Annotated in this window: 23 protein-coding genes and 2 pseudogenes; 8 read left to right on the forward strand and 17 right to left on the reverse strand. The window is 71.3% G+C overall.

Translation table 11 applies throughout. From position 1 onward, the window contains the following. Positions 1 to 66 precede the first annotated feature (66 nt). The 3 genes from G5C65_RS03495 to G5C65_RS03505 form a co-directional block, all read right to left on the reverse strand. Entirely contained in the window at positions 67 to 891 is an 825-nt protein-coding gene (locus G5C65_RS03495; RefSeq protein WP_165297094.1) for a YceI family protein, read from the reverse strand. A 286-nt stretch (positions 892 to 1177) separates the two neighbouring features. Further along, positions 1178 to 3748, reverse strand: coding sequence for an MFS transporter (locus G5C65_RS03500; RefSeq protein WP_165297095.1), 2571 nt, complete (start codon positions 3746 to 3748; stop codon positions 1178 to 1180). A 191-nt stretch (positions 3749 to 3939) separates the two neighbouring features. Beyond that, positions 3940 to 4434 (reverse strand): MarR family winged helix-turn-helix transcriptional regulator, encoded by a 495-nt coding sequence (locus tag G5C65_RS03505; protein ID WP_165297096.1) that lies wholly within the window; start codon positions 4432 to 4434, stop codon positions 3940 to 3942. A gap of 179 nt (positions 4435 to 4613) precedes the next feature. Here G5C65_RS03505 and G5C65_RS03510 point away from each other — a divergent pair, with 179 nt between their 5' ends. Continuing rightward, entirely contained in the window at positions 4614 to 4826 is a 213-nt protein-coding gene (locus G5C65_RS03510; protein WP_165297097.1) for a hypothetical protein, read from the forward strand. Positions 4827 to 5035: 209 nt separating this feature from the next. Here G5C65_RS03510 and G5C65_RS03515 read toward each other — a convergent pair whose 3' ends face one another. The 5 genes from G5C65_RS03515 to G5C65_RS03535 all read right to left on the reverse strand — a co-directional run bounded on the left by G5C65_RS03515 (position 5036) and on the right by G5C65_RS03535 (position 9618). Further along, positions 5036 to 5956 (reverse strand): RNA polymerase sigma factor SigF, encoded by a 921-nt coding sequence (locus tag G5C65_RS03515; RefSeq protein ID WP_165297098.1) that lies wholly within the window; start codon positions 5954 to 5956, stop codon positions 5036 to 5038. A gap of 198 nt (positions 5957 to 6154) precedes the next feature. Further along, complete coding sequence (locus G5C65_RS03520) at positions 6155 to 6958, reverse strand: RNA polymerase sigma factor SigF (protein ID WP_338146219.1); 804 nt, start codon at positions 6956 to 6958, stop codon at positions 6155 to 6157. Between the two features lie 213 nt (positions 6959 to 7171). Continuing rightward, on the reverse strand, positions 7172 to 7336 hold the full coding sequence (locus G5C65_RS03525) for a hypothetical protein (RefSeq protein WP_165297100.1): 165 nt from the start codon (positions 7334 to 7336) through the stop codon (positions 7172 to 7174). 405 nt (positions 7337 to 7741) lie between these two features. Continuing rightward, positions 7742 to 8677: an aldo/keto reductase gene (locus tag G5C65_RS03530; protein WP_165297101.1), complete on the reverse strand. Its 936-nt coding sequence runs from the start codon at positions 8675 to 8677 to the stop codon at positions 7742 to 7744. Positions 8678 to 8679: 2 nt separating this feature from the next. Next, positions 8680 to 9618 carry an NAD-dependent epimerase/dehydratase family protein gene (locus tag G5C65_RS03535; RefSeq protein WP_165297102.1) on the reverse strand — a complete coding sequence of 313 codons (939 nt, stop codon included), beginning with the start codon at positions 9616 to 9618 and terminating at the stop codon, positions 8680 to 8682. Between the two features lie 80 nt (positions 9619 to 9698). On the opposite strand from G5C65_RS03535, the gene G5C65_RS03540 reads away from it, so the two are divergent. After that, complete coding sequence (locus tag G5C65_RS03540; RefSeq protein WP_165297103.1) at positions 9699 to 10223, forward strand: Lrp/AsnC family transcriptional regulator; 525 nt, start codon at positions 9699 to 9701, stop codon at positions 10221 to 10223. Between the two features lie 9 nt (positions 10224 to 10232). Here G5C65_RS03540 and G5C65_RS03545 read toward each other — a convergent pair whose 3' ends face one another. From G5C65_RS03545 to G5C65_RS03555, 3 genes and pseudogenes are all read right to left on the reverse strand, one after another. Further along, positions 10233 to 10430, reverse strand: coding sequence for a DUF397 domain-containing protein (locus tag G5C65_RS03545; protein ID WP_165297104.1), 198 nt, complete (start codon positions 10428 to 10430; stop codon positions 10233 to 10235). Between the two features lie 33 nt (positions 10431 to 10463). Continuing rightward, positions 10464 to 10586: pseudogene (locus tag G5C65_RS40650) on the reverse strand (DUF397 domain-containing protein); the annotation flags it as partial. Further along, entirely contained in the window at positions 10546 to 11484 is a 939-nt protein-coding gene (locus G5C65_RS03555) for a helix-turn-helix domain-containing protein (protein WP_165297106.1), read from the reverse strand. The pseudogene G5C65_RS40650 and the gene G5C65_RS03555, both read right to left, overlap by 41 nt. A 129-nt stretch (positions 11485 to 11613) precedes the next feature. On the opposite strand from G5C65_RS03555, the gene G5C65_RS03560 reads away from it, so the two are divergent. From G5C65_RS03560 to G5C65_RS03570, 3 genes are all read left to right on the forward strand, one after another. Further along, a complete protein-coding gene (locus G5C65_RS03560; RefSeq protein WP_165297107.1) occupies positions 11614 to 11823 on the forward strand; it encodes a hypothetical protein in 210 nt (69 codons plus the stop codon). Further along, positions 11820 to 12095, forward strand: a complete 276-nt coding sequence (locus G5C65_RS03565) for a hypothetical protein (RefSeq protein ID WP_165297108.1) — start codon at positions 11820 to 11822, stop codon at positions 12093 to 12095. The genes G5C65_RS03560 and G5C65_RS03565 overlap by 4 nt, the downstream gene beginning before the upstream one ends. Positions 12096 to 12176: 81 nt before the next feature. After that, entirely contained in the window at positions 12177 to 13022 is an 846-nt protein-coding gene (locus tag G5C65_RS03570; RefSeq protein ID WP_165297109.1) for a class I SAM-dependent methyltransferase, read from the forward strand. A 66-nt stretch (positions 13023 to 13088) separates the two neighbouring features. Here the strand turns inward: G5C65_RS03570 and G5C65_RS03575 are convergent, their stop codons facing one another. Both G5C65_RS03575 and G5C65_RS03580 read right to left on the reverse strand, forming a co-directional pair. Then, on the reverse strand, positions 13089 to 13298 hold the full coding sequence (locus G5C65_RS03575) for a hypothetical protein (protein WP_165297110.1): 210 nt from the start codon (positions 13296 to 13298) through the stop codon (positions 13089 to 13091). Between the two features lie 8 nt (positions 13299 to 13306). Continuing rightward, entirely contained in the window at positions 13307 to 14305 is a 999-nt protein-coding gene (locus G5C65_RS03580; protein ID WP_165297111.1) for a helix-turn-helix transcriptional regulator, read from the reverse strand. Between the two features lie 92 nt (positions 14306 to 14397). On the opposite strand from G5C65_RS03580, the gene G5C65_RS03585 reads away from it, so the two are divergent. Continuing rightward, the gene (locus G5C65_RS03585) at positions 14398 to 14793 is read left to right on the forward strand and encodes a VOC family protein (RefSeq protein WP_165297112.1); all 396 of its coding nucleotides are present in this window, start codon (positions 14398 to 14400) and stop codon (positions 14791 to 14793) included. A gap of 42 nt (positions 14794 to 14835) precedes the next feature. Here G5C65_RS03585 and G5C65_RS03590 read toward each other — a convergent pair whose 3' ends face one another. After that, complete coding sequence (locus tag G5C65_RS03590; protein WP_165297113.1) at positions 14836 to 15237, reverse strand: RidA family protein; 402 nt, start codon at positions 15235 to 15237, stop codon at positions 14836 to 14838. 101 nt (positions 15238 to 15338) lie between these two features. Between G5C65_RS03590 and G5C65_RS03595 the strand changes: the two genes are divergently transcribed. Both G5C65_RS03595 and G5C65_RS03600 read left to right on the forward strand, forming a co-directional pair. Next, complete coding sequence (locus G5C65_RS03595) at positions 15339 to 15722, forward strand: winged helix-turn-helix transcriptional regulator (RefSeq protein ID WP_165297114.1); 384 nt, start codon at positions 15339 to 15341, stop codon at positions 15720 to 15722. Positions 15723 to 15756: 34 nt separating this feature from the next. After that, positions 15757 to 15954, forward strand: a pseudogene (locus G5C65_RS03600) (site-specific integrase); the annotation flags it as partial. A 308-nt stretch (positions 15955 to 16262) separates the two neighbouring features. Here G5C65_RS03600 and G5C65_RS03605 read toward each other — a convergent pair. The 3 genes from G5C65_RS03605 to G5C65_RS03615 form a co-directional block, all read right to left on the reverse strand. After that, positions 16263 to 16502, reverse strand: coding sequence for a helix-turn-helix domain-containing protein (locus tag G5C65_RS03605; protein ID WP_206441194.1), 240 nt, complete (start codon positions 16500 to 16502; stop codon positions 16263 to 16265). A gap of 118 nt (positions 16503 to 16620) precedes the next feature. Next, complete coding sequence (locus G5C65_RS03610) at positions 16621 to 16890, reverse strand: DUF7848 domain-containing protein (RefSeq protein WP_165297115.1); 270 nt, start codon at positions 16888 to 16890, stop codon at positions 16621 to 16623. Continuing rightward, on the reverse strand, positions 16887 to 17270 hold the full coding sequence (locus G5C65_RS03615) for a hypothetical protein (protein ID WP_165297116.1): 384 nt from the start codon (positions 17268 to 17270) through the stop codon (positions 16887 to 16889). Before G5C65_RS03615 ends, G5C65_RS03610 begins: the two co-directional genes overlap by 4 nt. Between the last annotated feature and the right edge of the window lie 133 nt (positions 17271 to 17403).

A 17403-nucleotide genomic window follows, 5' to 3' on the forward strand; every position in this document is an offset into this window, starting at 1 on the left:
GGGAGGACCCGGGGGAGGGGGAGTTCGCCGTCGCGCTGGCGTGCGTGCTCGACGGCATCGCCGCGCTCAGCCGAGCGGCGGAACCGTCTCGCCCTGCACCGCCTGAATGTCCAGCTCGACCTTGAGTGTGGTGCCGACGGCGGCGATCCCGGCGGCGACGATCTGGTTGTAGTTCATCGCGAAGTCGGCGCGGCGCAGCTCCGCCGTCGCCCGGAAGGAGGCCCGCACGCCGCCCCAGGGGTCGGGGCCCGTGCCCAGATAGCCCAGGTCCAGGTCCACCTCGCGGACCACGCCGTGCAGCGAGAGTTCGCCGCGCACCGTCCAGCGGTCCGGGCCCTGGGGGATGGCGCCGGTGCCGCGGTAGGTGATGTGCGGGTGCTCGGCGGTGTCGAGGAAGTCCGCCGACCGCAGGTGCTGGTCGCGCTGCGCGTTGCCGGTGTCGATGCTGGCGGCCTGGATCAGCGCCTCCACCCGGGACTTCTCCGGGTCCTCGGCGATCTCGATCCGCCCGTCGAACTCGGTGAACCGCCCGTGCACGCTCGTCATCCCCAGGTGCTGGGCGCGGGCCGCGACCGAGGAGTGCGCCGGGTCGATCGTCCACGGGCCCGGCGGCGGCAGCTCCACGCCGCCCTGCCGCGCCAGCACCAGCGTGCCCAGGTCCGCCCTGCCGGACGCCGTCACCAGCGCCGTGGACGCCGCGGGGGCGTAGCCGATGGCCGTGGCGATGACCGTGTACGGGCCGGCGTCCAGCGGCTCGGTGGTCCGGACGTTCCCCTCCTCGTCGGCCTCGGCGCGCAGCACCTGGGTGCCCGTCATGTCCGTCACGGTCAGTACGGCGTGCCGTACGGCCCAGCCGTCCCGGGTCCGCACCCGTGCCCGTACGCCTGACATTCCGCATCGCTCCTAGTTGTTCACGGTCGTTCGAGGTGGTTCACGGTCGTTCACGATCTGCCGGACACGGCGTCGTCCGCGCGCCCGTCGGTTCGTCGGTTCGTCGGTCCTTCGGCCCGTTCGGATACGACGGGCCCCGGCGTCCGTGGCGGCGGGCCGTCCCCTGCCCGCACTCCGGGCCGCGGTCGCCGGGGCCCTTCCCCGACCGGTGCCGCGGCGCGCGCTCCGCTCGACCCGCGCGCCGCGGCACCGGGGTCTCGCACCCCGTGGCGCTGCGTTCGCAGCGCTACTCCTCCGGGTGGTGCAGCTCGATGTCGTACGCGTCGGCGACGGGCTCCGTCAGCCGGAGCGTCGCCGCCACCGGCGGATAGCCGCTGGCGATCACGGAGTAGTCGCCCGCGTCCAGGTCGGCGAAGGCGTACGCGCCGTCCTCGCCGGTGGTGGACGTGGCCACGACGTTGCCCGCCGCGTCGACCAGCGTGACCCGCGCGCCGGGCAGCGGCGTACGGTCCGCGCCGGCCCGGATGGTGCCGGACACCCGTGCCCCGACCGCGAGTTCGACATCCAGCCGGGTGACGCCCTGGCCCTGCACCTCGACCGGGATGGCCTGCGGCCGGAAGCCCGCGGCGTTGACGGCGACCGTGAAGGTGCCGCCCGCCAGCTCGTCGAACCGGAACTCGCCCTGTGTGCCGGTGACTCCGGTGGCGAGGACCTCGCCGCGCACATCCGTGACGACCACCATGGCGCCGTGTACCGGCGTGCCGTCCTCCGCGTTGCGGACCTCGCCCGCGAGCCCGTTGGTGCCGGACAGCAGCACGTCGTGGCCGAGCGGCTCGTCGCCGAGCACCACCGTGGACGCCTGCGGCTGGTGGCCGTCGGCGGAGGCGATCAGTACGTAGGAGCCCGCGCCGGGCGCGGGCAGGCCGTAGCCGCCGTCGCCGTGCGAGACGGCGCGGCCGAGCTGCCGCCCGCCGAGCGAGATCAGGGTGATGGCGGCGCCGGGGACGCCGATGCCCTCGGCGTTCCGGACGGTGCCGTGGATCTCGACGCCGCCGGTCGGCGCCGGAGCGGCGGGCGTGGCGGCGGGCGCCGTGGCGGCGGTGGGTACGGCGGACGGGGCAGGCGCGGGTGCGGGTGCGGGTGCGGAGTCCCGCTCCGGCTCCCCGTCCCGCGGCTGCGCGGGGTACGCGCCCACGGCGACCGGCTGCGGCTCGCGCGCGGGCGAGGGCTCGGGCTCGTGCTGCTCGGTCCGCACGGGGACCGGGACCGGGGCGACCGCTCCCGAGGCTGCTCCCGAGGCCGGGACCGGTGCGGGCTCCGGGGGCGCGGGCGCCCCGGCCGCCGTCCCCTGCTCGATGCCGGACTGCGTCTTCAGCGGGACCTCCTTGATGAACAGCACCGCGATCAGCGCCAGCAGCCCCACCGGAGCGGCGTACAGATAGATGTCGCCGATGCCGTGCCCGTACGAGCTCTCCACCACCGTGCGGACCGGGGGCGGCAGCTTGTCGAGGTCGGGCAGGGCGCTGCCGCCGCCGCCCGTCGCGCCGCCCGAGGGCTTGACGCCGATCCTGGCGAAGCCGTCCGCCATGTAGTGCGTGATGCGGTGCGAGAGGACGGCGCCGAGCGCCGAGACGCCGACCGCGCCGCCGAGGGAGCGGAAGAAGTTGACGGTGGAGCTGGCGGCCCCGAGGTCCTCCGGAGTGACCTGGTTCTGGGTGGCCAGCACCAGGTTCTGCATCATCATGCCGACGCCGATCCCGAGCAGCACCATGAAGATCGCCACGTGCCAGTACGTGGTGTCGTAGCGCAGGGTGCCCAGCAGGCCCATGCCCGCGGCCGTCGCCACCGCGCCGCTCAGCAGCCACGCCTTCCAGCGCCCGGTACGGGTGATGACCTGGCCGGAGATGGTGGTGGCGACGAACAGGCCCGAGATCAGCGGGATCGTCATCACGCCCGCCATGGTCGGCGTCTTGCCGCGCGCGAGCTGGAAGTACTGGCTGAGGAACACCGTCGCGCCGAACATCGCGATGCCGACGAACAGCGAGGCGATGGAGGTGAGGGTGATGGTGCGGTTGCGGAACAGCCGCAGCGGGATGATCGGCTCCGCGGCCCGCGACTCGACGAGGACGAAGAGCGCCCCGAGCGCCACCGAGCCCACGACCATCACGTAGGTCTGCCAGGAGAGCCAGTCGTACTTGTCCCCGGCGAAGGTGACCCAGATCAGCAGCAGGGACGCGGCGGCGGCTATGAGGAAGGCGCCGAGCCAGTCCACCTTCACGTTCCGCTTGACGACGGGCAGGTGCAGCGTCTTCTGCAGCACGATCAGCGCGATGACGGCGAACGGGACGCCGACGTAGAAGCACCAGCGCCAGCCGAGCCAGTCGGTGTCGGTGATCACACCGCCGAGCAGCGGGCCGCCGACCGTCGCGAGGGCGAAGGTGGCGCCCAGATAGCCGCTGTACCGACCGCGCTCCCGGGGGGAGATCATCGCGGCCATGATGATCTGGGCCAGCGCCGAGAGGCCGCCCATGCCTATGCCCTGGAACACCCGGAAGGTGATCAGCATGCCGGCGCTCTGCGAGAGCCCGGCGCCGGCGGAGGCCAGCACGAAGAGGACCAGGGCGCTCTGCACCAGCAGCTTCTTGCTGGTGAGGTCGGCCAGCTTGCCCCACAGCGGGGTGGAGGCGGTCATGGCCAGCAGCGCGGCGGTGACGACCCAGGTGTAGCTGCTCTGGCTGCCGTGCAGATCGGAGATGATCTTCGGCAGCGCCGTGGAGACGATGGTCGACGAGAGGATGGCGACGAACATCCCGAGCAGCAGCCCGGAGAGCGCCTCCAGGATCTGCCGGTGGGTCATCGGCTCCGTGCCGCCGGGGTCCGCGTGTGCCTCCAGGGGGGTGTCCGGTCGCGGGGAAGGGGAAGGGGCGTGCGGGCCATGGCCGTTCCGGCCGTGGTGGGCGTGTGCGGCGTGCTTGGCCCCTCCGCCTGTGTTCCCCGACGCCCCGTGCCCGGTCGTGTGGGGACGGGTGCTTGCCATGCGGGTCCTTCTCACTTCGTTGGTGCGGTGGTGGTCTCGTGGGGTTGGCGCGGTGACTGGTGCGGGTGCGTGCGGGCGCGGCAGTCGCCGAAGCTCTCGCGGAGCCGCCGGAGCAGCGCGGTGAGCTGGGCGACGTCCGCGTCGCCCCAGTCGCCCATGTGCTCCTCCAGGGTCACGACGACGTACTCGGAGAGCTCGTCCATCAGCCGCCGGCCCCGCTCGCTGAGGCACAGCAGCCGGGACCGGCCGTCCAGCGGGTCCGGATGGCGCTCGACCCAGCCCAGGTCGACCACGTGGGCGACGTGGCGGCTCATGACGGACATGTCGATGGCCATCAGCTCGGCCAGCTGGCTCGTCCGCAGCTCCCCGTGCTGCCGCAGCAGCGTCAGTACGGCCGCCGAGGCGGGCGGGCAGTCCGCGGGGAGTCCGCGGGCCATGCCGCGCTTGACGGCGCCGAAGGCGCTGATCTGCCGGGCCAGTTCCTCGTACTGGGCGCGGGCGGCCATCTGCACCTCCTCGTTTTGTTGCTTAGGGCAACCATAGAATCGGTTGGTTGCCACACGCAAATTGATATCGGGCATGCGAGGCAAACTTTCCCTAAAGGTTCCGTGTGCGGAGCCTCAAGAAAGGAGAAGGGAGCAGGTCCTGCGACGGGCGTGCGGCGGGTTCGCTAGGGTCCTGCACCATGGCTCACAACCCCCAGGCACCGCAGGGTCCCGAAGGCCACCAGGACCCGGCGGGCAGCACGCAGATGTTCCGCGCCTTCGTCGACGAGGGCGCTCCGCAGCAGCGCAGGGCGGCGCCGCAGCCGCAGGCCGGGCCCCGGATCGGCCTGATCGTCGGGGTGGTCGCCGCCGTCGTGGTCGTCGCCGCTGTGGCGTGGCTCGCCTTCTCGTAGTTTTCCGGGGCCTCCGGGCCCTTCGGCCCGGTGTCCTCCGGCTCGGTGTTCGAGTCCGGACATGTCAGAGCCGCCGGGGCGGTCTTGGGGCCGCCCCGGCGGCTCGTCGTACGGTCCGTGTGGAGTTGTCGGCGTGAAGGTCGGTCCGCTCCTCCGTATCGCTGTTGCTGTCCCCCGCAATCGGTCCCCGCCTCCTCGGTCCCCCGGACTCAGTCCTCGGCGATCAGGCCCTCGCGCAGCTGCGCCAGCGTGCGGGTGAGCAGCCGGGAGACATGCATCTGGGAGATGCCGACCTCCTCGCCGATCTGGGACTGGGTCATGTTCGCGAAGAACCGCAGCATGATGATCTGGCGCTCCCGTGGCGGGAGTTTGGCCAGCAGCGGCTTGAGCGACTCGCGGTACTCGACGCCCTCCAGGGCGCTGTCCTCGTAGCCCAGGCGGTCCGCGAGGGAGCCCTCGCCGCCGTCCTCCTCCAGCGCCGGGGAGTCCAGCGAGGAGGCCGTATAGGCGTTCCCCACCGCGAGGCCGTCGACGACGTCCTCCTCCGACACCCCCAGACAGCCGGCGAGTTCGGTGACGGTGGGGGACCGGTCCAGGCTCTGCGAGAGCTCGTCACTCGCCTTCGTGAGCGCGAGGCGCAGCTCCTGGAGGCGCCGGGGCACCCGCACCGACCAGGAGGTGTCCCGGAAGAAGCGCTTGATCTCGCCGACGACGGTCGGCATCGCGAACGTCGGGAACTCCACGCCCCGTTCGCAGTCGAACCGGTCGATCGCCTTGATCAGGCCGATCGTGCCGACCTGGACGATGTCCTCCATCGGCTCGTTCCGGCTGCGGAACCGGGCCGCGGCATACCGCACCAGCGGCAGATTCAGCTCGATCAGCGTGTCGCGTACGTACATCCGCTCGGCGCTGGGAGCCGCCGAGTCGCCCTCGGCCGCCTCCTGGTCCAGCGCCGCCAGGCGTTGGAAGAGGGACCGGGAGAGCGTGCGGGTGTCGATCGGGTCGCAGTCGACGGCCGGGGGCACCGCGAGCTCGTGCGGCGGCGCCATCAGGGCTGGAGGGCCGGTTGGGGCTCCCTCCGCCGTGGCGTTCTCGGTGAGCACCTTGGAGCTGCCCAGTTCTACGGACATGCCACCCCCTTGAGGTCGCGGACGGGTCGCTGCGGCGCTCCCGGATCAGGGGAGCACCCTCCCCGTCCTACCGGGACCGCCGCCGCGGCAAACGCAGCTCTTGCAGAATGTCACAAGTAGGCAACGCGACGTAGCCTCATGTCGATAAAACTGCACAGATGAGGGCTGTGGGACCGGGACCGGGGTCCCTCGATCCGGTTACGCGTCGATTCGATTTGCGGCCCGCAACCGGGCGAAACTCCGCGAGAGCAGCCGCGAGACATGCATCTGGGAGACCCCGAGCTCCGCGCTGATCTGCGACTGCGTCAGATTCCGGTAGTACCGCAGGAGGAGGATCCGCTGCTCCCGCTCCGGCAGCTGGACGAGCAGATGCCGCACGAGGTCGCGGTGCTCGACGCCGTCCAGCTCCGGGTCCTCGTAGCCCAGCCGGTCCACCAGCCCCGGCATCCCGTCCTCGCGCTCCTGCGCGGCCTCCAGGGACGTGGCGCGGTATGCGCGCCCGGCCTCGACGCAGGCGAGGACGTCCTCCTCGGTGATGCTCAGCCGCTCGGCGATCTCGGCCGTGGTCGGGGAGCGCCCGTGCAGCGTCGTCAGATCCTCGGTGGCGCTGCTGACCTGCACCCACAGCTCGTGCAGCCGCCGGGGCACATGGACGGTGCGGACGTTGTCGCGGAAGTACCGCCGGATCTCGCCGACGATCGTGGGCATGGCGAAGGTGGGGAACTGCACACCGCGCTCCGCGTCGAACCGGTCGATGGCGTTGATCAGTCCGATGGTGCCGACCTGGACGACGTCCTCCATGGGTTCGTTCCGGCTGCGGAAGCGCGCCGCGACATAGCGCACCAGCGGGAGGTTGGCCTCGATCAGCGCCGAGCGCACCCGCTCGTGCTCCGGGGTGCCGGGCCGCAGTCCGGTCAGCTGCTCGAAGAGTGACTGGGTCAGTGCCCGGGTCCGTGCGGCCCGGTCCCGCTGTGCCTCGACCGGGGAAGGCGGAGCGTCCACTCGGCAACCACCCCTTACGGTTCGGTCAATCATCCGCCAAAAGCGGTCATAGCATCACAAGACATGTGCACCGTGTGCAAGGACCGGATAACTCCGTGTTGCTGGCGAGTTGGGGTGTGCGGGATATATACGGGATAAAAGTAAAAAATTCCGGCCCTGGGGCCGGGTGTGGTGCGCCCGGCGCGCTGCGCGCCGGGAGGGCCGGTCAGCCGGTCAGTTGACCAGCTCGGTCATAAAGGTGCCGACGGACTGGGCTGCGTCGGATATGCCCTCGAAGCCGATCTGTACGAGATCGGCGGAGCGGGCCGGTGATGTGATGATCGTGTAGAGCACGAAGATGACCAGAGCCCACGTGATGAACTTCTTCGCGTTCTGCATTGCCCTGGCGCTCCCCCCGCGGTGACGGGATCCCTGTTCTCCGTACGTACAACTGTGCAGTTGTGAGAGTGTAGCGGTAGCCGACACGTCTGGCGCTCGCACCGGGTGACCAAAGACCTGGCAAATTACGACCTTTGCCCTGCCCTCTCACGCACGGTTGGGTGAAGGATGGGAGGTGGCCCCGGCCGGACCAGAAACGAGTCCGGCGGGCCGGGCGCACCCGCACTGCGGGGCCCGAGAGCCGCGGCTTCCCCCCTGTCGCGCGGCACCGGGCCGCGGGCGGCGCCCAGAGCGGGGGAAGCGGCACGTCCCCCCGCTGCCGCTTCCCCCCTCGCGGGGTGCCGAGGCCCGGGTGCCCCGCGCCCGTGGGCCCCACACCCGTCGGGGCCCACGGAACCCGTCCGCTCACGCGGAGCCGTCGAGCCGCCTCGCTTCGTCGAGCCGCCCGGCGTCGTCGAGCCGGGCGAGTTCGTCCGCGCTCAGCCGGAGATCCGCCGCTGCCGCGGAGTCCCGGATCGTCTCGGGGCGGCTGGCCCCCGGAATCGGCAGCACGTTCGGCGAGGCGGCCAGCAGCCAGGCCAGGCACACCCGCTGCGGGCTGACCCCGCGCTCCTCCGCCACCTCGTGGAAGGCGCGGAACCGGGCGTCCCCGGAGCCGTCGGCGCCGCCCCGCGCTGCCGGGCCCTCCAGCGCACTGCGTGCGATCCCGCCCAGCGGGCTCCACGGCATGAAGGTCAGCCCCAGCTCGGCCGTCAGTCGCAGCTCGGCCTCGCTGTCCCGGACGGCCGGCGAGTAGCGGTTCTGGACGGAGACCAGGCCCTCGCCCAGCACCTCGCGCGCCAGCCGGATCTGGTCCGTGTCGGCGTTGGAGATCCCGGCGGCGCGGATCGTGCCCTCCGCCAGCAGCTCCCGCAGCGCGCCCAGCGACTCCGCGTACGGCACGCCGGGGTCCGGCTTGTGCAGCTGGTAGAGGCCGAGCTGCGGGACGCCCAGCCGCTTCAGCGAGGCGTGCGCCGCGGCGCGCAGGTGCCGCGGGTCGCCGTCGACCGTCCAGCTGCCGTCCGCCGGGCGGCCCCGCCCGCCCTTCGTCGTCACCAGCACATGGTCCGTGGGCCCGCCGTACGAGGCCAGGGCGCGGGCGACGAGCAGTTCGTTGTGGCCGGGCGCGGCGCCGGGCAGGTGGTAGGAGTCGGCGGTGTCGATCAGCGAGACGCCCGCGTCGAGCGCCGCGTGCACGGTCGCGACGGCCCGCTCCTCGTCCGGGCGGCCCTCGATCGACAGCGGCATGGCGCCGAGTCCGACGGCGCCGACGCGGACGTCCCCCAGGGTGCGGTACCGCATGGTCAGCTCTCCTTCCGGTAGACGGTCTCGGCCAGGGCCCGCGACAGCCATGCGGAGGTGTGGCTGAAGGTGAACCCCAGACGGGTCGCGCGAGTGTTGTCCATTCCGTACGAGTGTGTGAAGGAGAGCGGCGAGGTCTGGCCGACCTCGACCTCCCGGAACTCCGCCGCGCCGCCGGTCTCCCGGGCGAGCGCGGCGCAGATGTCCTCCGTCCGCAGCGGCCCGTGCGCGTTGGCGTTCACCGGGCCGGTGAAGTCCTGCCGTCCGGCCCAGACGACGAAGTCGGCGATCTCCTCCACATGGACGTAGGTGGAGGGGTGGTTGGGCGCCGGTACGGGGATGGGGGAGCCCGTACGCAGCCGCCGCGCGTAGTAGTCCACGCGCCCGGTGAAGTCGTCACCGCCGCCGAGCACATGGGCGACGCGGAGCGAGGCGAAAGCGAAGCCCGGGTCGGCGGCGGGGGCCGAGGCGCCCGAGGCGCCTGCCGCGCCGGAGAGCACCGCCTCCGCCTGGCGCTTGCCCTCCCCGTAGTGCTCCTCCAGGAAGTCCATACGCCCCCACGGCAGCGTCGGGTCGACGACGACGGCGCTCAGGTCGATGTCGTCCTCGCGGACCGGGCGGGGCAGGTCGAGGTGTCCGTACACCTCGATCGTCGACGTCATGACGTAGCGCGCCGTGCGCCCCGCGAAGACGCGGCGGGCGATGTCCGCCTGTACCGGCGTGTAGCACACCTGGTCGATGACGGTGTCGAAGGTGCGGTCCCCGAGCGCCGTCCGCAGCGCTGCCTCGTCGTCGCGGTCGGCGACCAGGTGCGTGGCGCCCGCCGGCGGCGGTGACGAGCCGCGGTTGAGCACGGTCACCCGGTCTCCGGCGGCGAGCATCCGTTCGACCGCCCGCCGTCCGAAATACCTGCTTCCGCCCAGCACCAGTACGTTCCGCATCGCGGCCCCCGTTCGCTTCCGTGCTCGATTGGTTCGGTCATAATCCTTTCGTTCGGCAGCGCGAGCTTGAAGGGGAAGGCATGGGAGATCCGGCCATTCAGCCAAAAGAACAACGGCATTCGGGAGTTCCCGCCAGCGAATCGTCACCGGCCCTCGACGCGCTGGACCGGCAGCTGCTGGAGCTGCTCCAGCAGGACGGCCGGATCAAGCTCAGCGAGCTGGGCCGCCGGGTGCGGCTGAGCCCCGCCGCCGTCGGCGAACGGGTGCGCCGCCTGGAGGCCGCCGGCATCGTCACCGGCTACGGCGCGCATGTCTCCCCCGCCCGGCTGGGCTACGGCATCCAGGCGTTCATCCGGGTCAACCCACACGGCGGCTACACCCTCAAGCACCCCCGCACCCTGGAGCTCCTCGACCGGCCGGAGATCGTGGAGGCGCACCACGTGGTCGGCGAGGACTGCTGGATCCTGAAGGTCGCCGTCACCGACACGGTGCATCTGGAGGACGTCCTGGAGGACGTCTCGGCCCTGGGCCGGACGACGACGTCCATCGTCCTCACCTCCCCCCTCACCCGGAAGCCGCTCGTGCCGCCGGAGCGCGGGGGCTGAGGGGGGTAGCTACTTGTCGGCCTCGCGCAGCCCCGCCACGAACGCGGACCACGCGTCGGGGGAGAAGCGCAGCGGTGCCAGCGAGGGGTTCTTACTGTCCCGGACGGGCACGCTTCCGGCGGACGCGAGCGCCGGGGCCCACTCGACGCATTCGCCCCCGGAAGAGTCGCTGTAGCTCGACCTGATCCACACGGGCGTTTCGCTCATGGTGCTCCTTAACCGCGCTGCTGAGGGGGGTAGCTACATGTCGGCGTCGCGCAGCCCCGCGACGAACGCGGACCACGCGTCGGGGGAGAAGCGCAGCGGTGCCAGCGAGGGGTTCTTACTGTCCCGGACGGGCACGCTTCCGGCGGACGCGAGCGCCGGGGCCCACTCGACGCACGTGCCCCCCGAGCTGTCGCTGTAGCTCGACCTGATCCACACGGGCGTTTCGCTCATGGTCATCCTTAATCGCGCTGACGTAGGCCAGTGAATCCTGTGGGCTGAGGGCAGATGCTCGCAAGTGATTCATCTGTCGGCGGGAGTTGGCCATCGCTTCCTTCGCATCGTACGGCCGTCCGCCCTGCGGCCCCTCCACGTACACCACGGGTGAACTCTCGGGGATCTCCAGCATGGTGAAAGGCGTGCTGGGTGCCCCGGCTGCCGCCTCGTACGGGAGCACCTGCACCGTCAACGTCGGGAAGTGCTGCAACGCGTCCAGGATGTGGCCCAGTTGGTCCGCCATGACCCGCGCGGACCCGACCCGCATGCGCAGGCACGCTTCATGGAGGATCGCCCACACCTCGGGCGGACGCGGACGTTCGAGGATCTCCCGTCGTCGCAGACGGCTTGTCACCCGGGCCTCGATCTCCTCGCGCGTCAGAGGCAGAGGCCCGCGTTCGAACACGCTCCGCGCATACTTCTCCGTCTGCAGCAGACCCAGGACGAAGGCGATGCAGTACTCCTGGATCTCGGACGCCTCGCGCTCGGCATCCATGTACGGCGCGAACCACGACGGAGCCTCGCCCTCGATCAGACGCCTGAGCTGTCGGGCGAAGAGGTCCCCGGTCCCGAACACGCGGTCGCACCCCTCCGCGAACCGGGGTGCCGGGACGATCGTTCCCGACTCGACCTTGCTGACGTACCCCTCGCTGTACCCGGTACCGGTTCCGAGGTGCTTCTGCTGCAGCCCTCGTGCCAGCCGCACCCTCTTCACGTCCTCGCCGAACAAGGGGAGCGCTCCCGGGTTCAAGTCGGCTCCACTCGCCCGCTTCTTTGGCATTGTTGACCAGCTCCCCCTGTGTCTCGGCAGCAGCGCACACACATCGCAACTTGCAGATAAGCGTTCAAGCGAGGCCACTCTAACCCGCATCGTGTTGTCCTGACCACACACAGTGAAAGGACGGACGCCATGTCAAATCCCCGCATCGCACAGTCGGATGACGCCGTGTCGGAGCTGAGGGCGGCACTCGCCGGGGCCGGGATCACGCTGCCGTCCCTCGGGGTCGACCTGGTGGGGGTCTGCGACAGGGGGGACGCCCCGCCGCTGGTCTCGCTCGGCCGGTGCACCGTCGAGACGGCGCGGGCGCTGGCCGCCGCGCTCAAGGGGGCGGACCGGTGACGGACATCCCTGTCGGCGCCCTGGTCGGGGACCGGGAGAGCGGGCTCACGGGGATCCTGTGCGACGTCTGCCCGTACACGGACCCGGCCCAGCCGAAGGACCGGCGCACGACGCGGCTCACGGCGTTCGTGCGCCCCGTCGGCGGCGGGGTGGAACACGCTCTGCCCCCCGACGCCATCGAGCCCGTCTGCCGGCACCTGGAGCCGAAGCTGGAGCAGCGGAGCGACGGCAAGCACTGCCCGAGCTGCGGCGTGCTGATCTACCTGGCGTGAGCCGCGCTAATGAAAACGACAATCGTATCTGTGTATGCTTGTCGGTGCGCCGCCCCTGCCCGCTGACCGGAGGAGGAAGCCATGTCCGCTGTCGAGCCGGAGCCGCCCGGCGGACGCGTCCGCCTGGGCACCGTTCAGGAGACCCTGCTGATCCCGCTCTACGGCCGCGCCGTGGAGAGCCGCAAGCCCGAGGCGGTGCTGCGGGACCCGGTGGCCGAGCGGGTGGTGGCCGCGATCGAATACGACTTCGCGCGGTTCGACGGCGGCCCGAGCCTGACCGGGACCGTACTGCGCACGAACCTCTTCGACCACTGGGTGCGCGCCTTCCTGGCCGAGCACCCGGACGGGACCGTGGTGGAGATCGGCACCGGCCTCAACACCCGCTACGAGCGGGTCGACAACGGCCGCGCGCGGTGGTTCGAGCTCGACCTGCCGGACGTCATCGAGCTGCGCCGGACCTTCTTCGCGGACGAGCCGCGCCGGCGCATGCTGGCCGCCTCCGTGCTGGACGAGGGCTGGACCGCCGCGCCCGCCGCCGGGAGCGGCCCGTACTTCCTGGCCGCGGAGGCCGTGCTGGGCTTTCTGCCCGAGGAGGACGTACGGCGCGCCGTCGACCTGCTCGCCGAGCGCTTCCCCGGCGCCCTGCTCGCCCTCGACACGACCGGCCCCGGCATGGTCGACACCCAGGAGGACCACGACGCGCTCGGCAAGGTCGAGGCGCGGCTGCGCTGGAGCTGCCCCGACCCGCGGCAGCTGGAGCAGTGGCGCCCGGACCTCCGGCTGCTGGCCTCGCACACCTTCACCGAGCTGCCCGGCGACGTCCACGACGGGCTGCCCGCCGAGGACCGGGAGATGATCGCGAGCATGCGGGAGCAGCGGCTGCCGCAGGTGGAGGACTACCGGCTGAACCTGCTCCGGCTCGGCTGAGCCCGCTGCCGCCCCATGGGCGAGGCCCGCGCGGATCGGCGCGGGCCTCGTGGGTGGTTGCGTCGTTCAGGGGAGGGCGGGGCCCCCGGAATCCGCCGCGCTGCCCAGGAGCCCGTGGAGGAGATCGCAGACGGTGTCGGCGATGCCGCCGAGGCCCAGCCCCGAGAGCATGCCGTCGGCCGGGAGGGCGGGGTCGGCGGCGAAGGCGGGGCCGGCGCCGAGGACGAGAACGCCCGCGGCGACGGCGGCAACGGTGAGAGTGCGTGTGGTCTTCATACTAAAGATCAACGACATTCCTGCGCCGGGGATACGGCGCGGGACGCGAGGCGGTCGGCGAGCGCGATGACGAGGGTGCGCAGTTCATCGGGGCGCTCGATGACGAACGGCCGGTCGAGTGCGGCGAGCACCGGCGGCAGCCACTCCAGGCTCTCCGCCCGCAGCTCGACGCGCCGCCAGCGCTCGGCTGCCGGATCCGCGTCCGCCGAGGGGTCCGTGATGCTCGCGACGGAGGCCGGGAGGCGGGCGCGGATCCGGTCGACCGTGCCGTGGATCCGCAGGGTCACCTCGTACCGGTACTCGGCCGTGGCGAAGCCCGTCAGCACGCGCTGTGCCGGGTCGGGTCCGGCGGGGGCCTCGAACGAGCCGGGCAGGGTCCTCGCGCCTGCGATGCGGTCGAGCCGGAACGTCCGGTCCTCGCCGATCCCGGGGTCCGTGCCCGTGACGTACCACCGGCCCGCATGGGCGACGATCCCGTACGCGTGCAGCGGGCGCTCGCTGCGCCGGCCGTTGCGGTCGGTGTACCGGATGGAGAGCGGTCGCCGGTGGCGTACCGCATCGGCGACGGTGAGCAGGACCTCGGCGTCCGGTGGTGCGGACGCGCCGGGCGGCGCCGTGAACGCGAGGGACTCCAGGAGCGTGTCGAGCCTGCGGGCCAGCCGCTCGGGCAGCACCCTGCGGACCTTGGCCGCCGCCGTCTCGCTCGCCGTGTCCCCCGACGCCATCAGCCCCGACCGGCGGCCGGCGATCAGGCCGAGCAGCACGGCGAGCGCCTCGTCGTCGCTGAGCATGAGCGGAGGCAGGCGGTACCCGGAGGCGAGCCGGTATCCGCCGTAGCGGCCCCGCACCACCTCCACCGGCACGTCGAGGTCGGTCAGGTGGTCCACATACCGCCGCACCGTCCGTCCGTCGACGCCGAGCCGGTCGGCGAGCTCGGCCACCGTGCGGATGCCGCCCGACTGCAGCAGCTCCAGGAGAGTCAGCACGCGCCCGGTAGGTCGAGACATGGTCAGAGCCTAACGCGGATAGTGGACCGATTCTGTCCCCTATCCGTTCTAGCCTGCGAAGTACAGCGGTTCCACCAACCTGGGAGAACACCATGGACTTCGTCTCGATCCGCATCATCACCGGCGACGTGGCACGCCTCGTCGCGTTCTACGAGAAGGTCACCGGGGTGTCGGCGGCCTGGGCCACCGAGGACTTCGCCGAACTCCGCACCCCCCGCGCCACCCTCGCGATCGCCAGCACCCGCACCGTCCCCCTGTTCGCCCCCGGGTCCGCCAGCGCGGCGGCCAACGACAGCGTGATCACCGAGTTCCTCGTCGAGGACGTGGACCGGGCGTACGGGAACCTGACCGGTGTCGTCGACTTCGTCACCGAGCCCACCACGATGCCCTGGGGCAACCGGTCGCTGCTCTTCCGCGACCCCGACGGCAACCTCGTCAACTTCTTCACCCCGGTCACCCCGGCCGCCATCGAGAAGTTCGCTCGCTGATCTCCAGAGGCCGGTCAAGCCGGCCGCGCGCTGCGGAGAAGCTCAGGCAGGAAGCCTTGTGTCGATGACGAAGCTGATCTCGATGACCTGGCCGAGGAAGGTCAGTTCGGTGACCCCGAAGACCGTGCTGGCCGGGCGGTGGGCGCCGAAGTACCCCAGGTTGCCCTCCGCCGTCGCTGCGGCGTTCTGCCGCAGGTTCACCACGTACAGGGTCTGCGAGACGACCTGGTTTCGGGTGGCGCCGTAGTGGTCCAGGACCTTGTCCGTGTTGGCGTAGGTCTGCTTGAGCTGGGCAGCGAAGTCGTCCGCGTAGAGGAACTCTCCCGCCTCGTCGAGCGACAGCTGTCCGGAGACGTGGATCAGATCGCCGGACTTGATCGCCTGCGAGTAGCCGAAGTCGCTCTCGGCCGGCACTTCGTGGTTGAAGACATCGATGGTGGCCAAGGTGCTCGCCCTTCTGGTGTGCCCTCTTGTGGTTACTCGGAAACTGTAGGAGAGTGACCGCTGACCTGGAAGAACGCACTTTTCGGTGACTGAGGAACCTGATGGTGACCAAGCAGCTGCTCAAGGGCCTGCCCGAGGACGCGGATCTGAGGCGCGCAGACTCTCTGGCGCGGGAGATCTTTTCGGACATCGCCAACAAGTGGGCGTTCCTGATTGTCGAGGCGCTTGGTGAGCGCACTCTGCGCTTCAGCGAGTTGCGAAACGAGGCCGAGGGCGTCAGCCACAAGATGCTCACTCAGAACCTGCGCATGCTGGAGCGCTACGGCTTGGTCGAGCGGAAGGTGCACCCCACCGTGCCGCCGCGAGTCGAGTACACCCTCACGGAGCCTGGCCGGGCTCTGCGGGCTACGGTCGATGGGATGTGCGGCTGGACCCACCAGTACCTCGGTCACATCGAAGAGGCGCGCCGTCGCTTCGACGGCTGACGGGCACGCAGCACCGCGCCCGCGTCGCAGCAGACCCGAACCCCGTGCAGCTCGCCTCCGGGCCCATCGGAAGGAGCAGGAGTCCGAGCGCGCTGTGGCGGGGGAGCGCTGGCATGACGAAGGCTGGCTGTTCGCCACACCGACCGGGCGCGGGTCGTCCACACGAGACGCCAGGGTCCGCGACGGCAGGCTGCACGACGCCCGCCATACGGCCGCGACCGTGCTGCTGATCGACACGGTGCGCAGCGGGATGGCCGGGGCCCTCGTACCAGCCGGCTGAGACCCGAACTGGGACCCGCCATGGCGAAGGGCCGGACCCCGTGAGGTCCGGCCCTTCGTTTTTCCTGCTCTGCGAGCGGTAGCGGTGGGATTTGAACCCACGGAGGGTTGCCCCTCACTCGCTTTCGAGGTCTGTTCCTGCTGGTGAGGGGCTTGTACGGGGCCGTTCAGGGGCGTTCGGCGCTGCGCCGGAGTCCGGCGCGCGGACCTCCGTGAACGGCACTGGACGACGATGAATGAGACCCAAACTGAGACCCGGCTTCAGGGAGTGCGCCGCCGACGGATGCCGGGGCTGCCCTTGGAGCGGAAGCGGGTGCCTGCGAGTTTGAGCAGGGCGTGTACGCCCTGGTAAGAGCGGCTGGTGGCGTTCGCGATGTCGCGGACCGTGAGCCCGGTGTCGTAGTGGGCGCGTAAGGCGTGGGCGAGCTGGGTCCGTTGCGCCCCTGACAGGCGGGGTCCGGTCTCCTGTTTGGTCAGCGCGTGCAGCGGCGTGAGGGGCATGCGTCCTCTCGTGGTGGATGCGGTGTGTGCGTGACGGGCGCTCCTGTCCGGGGCTGGAGGGGGAGCCCGAGAGGGGCGGGCCGCGCATATGGGCTCCCGGTGCGCGACCCGCCCCGGTCTACGGCGACCGCGGCGGGGCGCCGCCGGTCGGGTCGGTCAACCTGGCGCGGTAGGGCCGGGAGGCCGACAGCTCGAAATCCGCGTGGTGCGTCCGGCCGACGTGCTTGAGGGCCGCCCTCTCTGCGGTATCCGCGTCGGTCCTCTCCGCGCACGGTTCCCCGCAGGTGTGGCACCTGCTGGTGTACGTGACGGGTGCGTCCGTCACCGGCTCCAGCGCCCACTCCGCGTACCGGAAACGGGCGCGCGCGGCCCTCTCACCTGTGCTCATCCGAACGACTCCGCCGGGAGCTTGAGGGTCTCGCCGTCGCCGCCGCTCATGTGGCGTGCGCTCCCGGCGTCGTCATCGTGAGGCAGGCGGGCGCCCCAGCTGTCTGCGATGCGCAGCACACCCGTGAGGGCAACCGCCATGCCGGCGAGTGCGGCCCGCAGCGCTTCCGGATCCGCCGTCGGATCGTCCAGGATCGCCGTGACGTCCTTGAGGAGATCAGCGGCAGCGAGCAACTGCTCGTCCTCGGCGACGTCGGCCAGCCGCTCAAGCAGCCCGCCAGGCGTGGCACTCAGGTAGCACGGGGTGCCGCTCTCGCCCGGCCAAGCGAGCTGCCGCAGGCCCTCGGCGGGCGCCGGGGTGAGTTCCCTGTCGTAGCTCATCACGCAGCTCCCATCCACACCCCGCGAACCCAGTACGGACCCGCGTCGTGTCCGTGCTCAGCGAGCAGGAGTTCCGCGCGACGGCGGTACTGGAGTGCTCGCTCCGGGTGCTGCTCGTGCGCGATGAGGTACG

The organism is Streptomyces boncukensis, assembly GCF_011045075.1.
GTDB lineage: Bacteria > Actinomycetota > Actinomycetes > Streptomycetales > Streptomycetaceae > Streptomyces > Streptomyces boncukensis.

What these genes read in the sequence shown, in the direction of transcription:
- G5C65_RS03615 (WP_165297116.1), bottom strand. Translation starts at nt 17,270, where the DNA reads ATGAGCTACGACAGGGAACTCACCCCGGCGCCCGCCGAGGGCCTGCGG.
- G5C65_RS03545 (WP_165297104.1), bottom strand. Translation starts at nt 10,430, where the DNA reads ATGAGCGAAACGCCCGTGTGGATCAGGTCGAGCTACAGCGACTCTTCC.
- G5C65_RS03500 (WP_165297095.1), bottom strand. Translation starts at nt 3,748, where the DNA reads ATGACCCACCGGCAGATCCTGGAGGCGCTCTCCGGGCTGCTGCTCGGG.
- G5C65_RS03580 (WP_165297111.1), bottom strand. Translation starts at nt 14,305, where the DNA reads ATGTCTCGACCTACCGGGCGCGTGCTGACTCTCCTGGAGCTGCTGCAG.
- G5C65_RS03555 (WP_165297106.1), bottom strand. Translation starts at nt 11,484, where the DNA reads ATGCCAAAGAAGCGGGCGAGTGGAGCCGACTTGAACCCGGGAGCGCTC.
- G5C65_RS03510 (WP_165297097.1), top strand. Translation starts at nt 4,614, where the DNA reads ATGGCTCACAACCCCCAGGCACCGCAGGGTCCCGAAGGCCACCAGGAC.
- G5C65_RS03610 (WP_165297115.1), bottom strand. Translation starts at nt 16,890, where the DNA reads ATGAGCACAGGTGAGAGGGCCGCGCGCGCCCGTTTCCGGTACGCGGAG.
- G5C65_RS03530 (WP_165297101.1), bottom strand. Translation starts at nt 8,677, where the DNA reads ATGCGGTACCGCACCCTGGGGGACGTCCGCGTCGGCGCCGTCGGACTC.
- G5C65_RS03505 (WP_165297096.1), bottom strand. Translation starts at nt 4,434, where the DNA reads ATGGCCGCCCGCGCCCAGTACGAGGAACTGGCCCGGCAGATCAGCGCC.
- G5C65_RS03535 (WP_165297102.1), bottom strand. Translation starts at nt 9,618, where the DNA reads ATGCGGAACGTACTGGTGCTGGGCGGAAGCAGGTATTTCGGACGGCGG.
- G5C65_RS03595 (WP_165297114.1), top strand. Translation starts at nt 15,339, where the DNA reads ATGGTGACCAAGCAGCTGCTCAAGGGCCTGCCCGAGGACGCGGATCTG.
- G5C65_RS03575 (WP_165297110.1), bottom strand. Translation starts at nt 13,298, where the DNA reads ATGAAGACCACACGCACTCTCACCGTTGCCGCCGTCGCCGCGGGCGTT.
- G5C65_RS03495 (WP_165297094.1), bottom strand. Translation starts at nt 891, where the DNA reads ATGTCAGGCGTACGGGCACGGGTGCGGACCCGGGACGGCTGGGCCGTA.
- G5C65_RS03515 (WP_165297098.1), bottom strand. Translation starts at nt 5,956, where the DNA reads ATGTCCGTAGAACTGGGCAGCTCCAAGGTGCTCACCGAGAACGCCACG.
- G5C65_RS03570 (WP_165297109.1), top strand. Translation starts at nt 12,177, where the DNA reads ATGTCCGCTGTCGAGCCGGAGCCGCCCGGCGGACGCGTCCGCCTGGGC.
- G5C65_RS03605 (WP_206441194.1), bottom strand. Translation starts at nt 16,502, where the DNA reads ATGCCCCTCACGCCGCTGCACGCGCTGACCAAACAGGAGACCGGACCC.
- G5C65_RS03525 (WP_165297100.1), bottom strand. Translation starts at nt 7,336, where the DNA reads ATGCAGAACGCGAAGAAGTTCATCACGTGGGCTCTGGTCATCTTCGTG.
- G5C65_RS03585 (WP_165297112.1), top strand. Translation starts at nt 14,398, where the DNA reads ATGGACTTCGTCTCGATCCGCATCATCACCGGCGACGTGGCACGCCTC.
- G5C65_RS03560 (WP_165297107.1), top strand. Translation starts at nt 11,614, where the DNA reads ATGTCAAATCCCCGCATCGCACAGTCGGATGACGCCGTGTCGGAGCTG.
- G5C65_RS03540 (WP_165297103.1), top strand. Translation starts at nt 9,699, where the DNA reads ATGGGAGATCCGGCCATTCAGCCAAAAGAACAACGGCATTCGGGAGTT.